General features: G+C 69.9%; 1 protein-coding gene. It reads left to right on the plus strand.

Features of this window, described 5'->3' with window-relative positions:
* Nucleotides 1-70 precede the first annotated feature (70 nt).
* A partial coding sequence (locus PV679_RS35870) for an SDR family NAD(P)-dependent oxidoreductase (protein ID WP_319685475.1) occupies nt 71-3,168 on the plus strand: 3,098 nt, incomplete at its 3' end.

Raw genomic sequence — 3,168 nt, forward strand, 5'->3', positions numbered from 1 at the left:
GGCGGGCCGGTTGGCGGAGGCGGGTTGTAAGACGCGTCGTCTGACGGTCAGTCATGCGTTCCATTCGCCTTTGATGGACGGCATGCTCGATGAATTCCGCTCCATAGCGGGCGAGTTGGAGTTTTCCGCGCCGACGATTCCGATTGTTTCGACGTTGACGGGTGAGCTGGCGTCGGCCGAGGAGTTGTCCTCGGTGGACTACTGGGCCGCGCATGCCCGTAACGCGGTTCTCTTCCACCAGGCCGTCCGGACTCTCGATGGTGAGGGTGTGGGGACGTTTATCGAGCTGGGTCCGGATGCCACTTTGGCGGCGCTGGCCCAGGCGGGAGTCGAAGGCGACGACAAGGTCTTCGTGTCGTCGCTGCGCAAGGATGGTTCGGAGGCGCATGCGGTGATCTCGGCGCTGGGTGCGCTGCATGTCCACACTGACCATTCTCTGGACTGGGAGGCGGTTTTCGGTCCGGTGGCTGCCCGTCGTCCCGTCGATCTGCCCACCTACGCCTTCCAACGCCGCCGCTACTGGCTCGACGCACCCGCGCCCACCGGCGACCTCGGCACCGTCGGGCTCACCGCCGCTGAGCATCCGCTGCTCGGAGCCGCGGTGGAACTCGCAGGAGGGGCCGGCCATCTCTTCACCGGGCGGTTCTCGCGGGTCACTCAGCCCTGGCTGCGCGACCATGCCGTGGTCGGCACCGTGCTGCTCCCGGGCACGGCCTTCCTTGACCTCGTACTGCTCGCCGGGCGCGAGCTCGATGTGCCCTCGATAGACGAACTGACCCTGGAAACCCCGCTGTTGCTGCCCGAGCGGGCAGAGGTGACCCTCCAGGTCGCGGTGGACGCCGAGGACGCGTCGGGCCGCCGCGAGGTCCGGCTCTACTCACGGGTCGACGGCGACGACGAGTGGACCAGGCATGCGACCGGCCGGCTCGGGCCGGAGAGCCCGGCCGACGCGGCTTCGACCGGAACCGGTACGACATGGCCGCCCACCGGAGCCGTCCCGATCGCGACCGACGACGCGTACGTCAGGCTCGCGGACCGCGGATATGAGTACGGTCCGGCGTTCCAGGGCCTGCGATCGGCCTGGCGGCTCGGCGACCGGACCTATGCGGAGCTGCGCCTCGACGACGAGACCGACGGCGCCGATCGATACGTACTGCACCCCGCACTGCTCGATTCCGTACTGCATCTGCTGGTCCTCGACGACATCGAGGGGCCGGGCGAGGCACCGGCGACCATCCGCCTCCCCTTTGCCTGGCAGGGCGTCGATGTGCACCGTCCCGGTCCACGGGAACTGCGAGCATGCCTTACCAGGACCGGGGAGGACACCGCGGCGCTGGAGCTGACCGACAGCTCCGGCGGGCCGGTGGCATCGGTCTCGGCATTGGTCGTACGAGCGGCGGACCCCGGACGGCTCGCGCGCGGCAGTGGGCGCCATGAGGCGCTGTTCCAGCTCGCGTGGACGACCCCCGAGGCGCCGTCGCCATCCGGTGAACAAGCCGCCGCGGCGGATGACCTGGTGTTGCTGCGGATTCCGGCATCGGCCGACTCATCCGTGCCGGACGCGGCCCGTTCGGCGCTCGAACACGCCCTGAGCGCCGTTCAGGATCACCTGGCAGCCGATCCGGCCGAGTTCCGGCCGCGCCTCGCCGTCATCACCGAGGGCGCCCTCGCCACCGGACCGGGCGGCGAAGACCTCACGGATCTCGGGCAGTCGGCGGTGTGGGGGCTGCTGCGTGCCGCGCAGTCCGAACATCCGGGCCGGTTCGTGCTGCTCGACGTCGATGGGAGCGAGGCATCGGCCGAGGCGATCCCGTCCGCTCTCGCCATGGATGAGCCCCAACTCGCCCTGCGTGACGGCCATGTGGTCGTGCCTCGGCTCGTCCGTGCCCAGGCGGAGACGGGCGAGGAAGCCGGCGACGCGGCCGGCCTCGGCCTCGCCGGAGGCACGGTGCTGGTGACCGGTGGTACGGGGTCGTTGGGTGCTCTCATCGCGCGTCATGTGGTGGTGGGGCATGGGGTGCGTCGTCTTTTGCTGGTCGGTCGGCGGGGTATTGAGGCGCCGGGTGCTGTGGAGTTGCGGGACGAGTTGGGTTCGTTGGGTGCGGAGGTGAGGGTCGAGGCTTGTGATGTGGCGGACCGGGAGGCTTTGGCGGCGCTGCTCGCCTCCGTCCCGGCCGAGTATCCGCTGACCGGTGTCGTCCACACGGCCGGCGTCCTCGACGACGGCACGGTCGACGCCCTCTCCCCGGAACGACTGGACACCGTGCTGCGCCCCAAGATGGATGCGGCCTGGAACCTCCACGAGCTCACCCGGGACCTGTCCGCGTTCGTCCTCTATTCCTCCGTCGCCGGCACCCTCGGGACGGCCGGTCAGGCGAACTACGCCGCCGCGAACACCTTCTTGGACGCCCTCGCCGCACACCGTCGTGCCGGGGGACTGCCCGCGACATCTCTCGCCTGGGGACTGTGGAGCGACGCCACCGGAATGACGGAGCGGCTCGGCCGTACCGACCTCGCCCGTCTGCGTCGCACCGGCATCGCCCCGATCGAAAGCGCCGAAGGACTGGTGCTGTTCGACCTGGCGCTCACCGCCGGCCGCCCCGCGTACGTCGCCGCGCGACTGGATCATTCCGCGCTGCGGACACAGGGCGACGCCGTGCCCGCCGTGCTGCGCGGGCTCGTCAAGAGCCCTGTGACCCGGCGGACGCGCACAGGCGCGGTGCCCTCCTCTCTCGTCCAGAGGCTGGCGGGGCTTCCGGAACCGAAGCAGTACGCGGAGGTCCTGGAGGTCGTACGCACCGAGGTCGCCGCGGTGCTGGGATACGCGGCGACCACGGAAGTCGATGTGGAGCGGGACTTCAGCCAGCTCGGCTTCGACTCGCTCACCGCCGTGGAACTCCGTAACCGGATCAACGCTGTCACGGGGTTGCGGCTGCCCGCCACACTCATCTTCGACTACCCGACGCCCGCCGCGCTGGCCACTCAGCTACGCGAGCAACTGACCGGCCGGACAAGGGACACCGCTACCGAAGGGGCGGAAGCCCTCGCCGCGTCCTCGGTGGCTTCGGGTTCTGATGAGCCGATCGCGATTGTGTCGATGGCGTGCCGTTTTCCGGGTGGGGTGGGTTCGCCGGAGGATCTGTGGCGGTTGGTGGAGTCGGGTGGGGA

The organism is Streptomyces sp. AK02-01A (genome assembly GCF_033795305.1).
GTDB lineage: Bacteria > Actinomycetota > Actinomycetes > Streptomycetales > Streptomycetaceae > Streptomyces.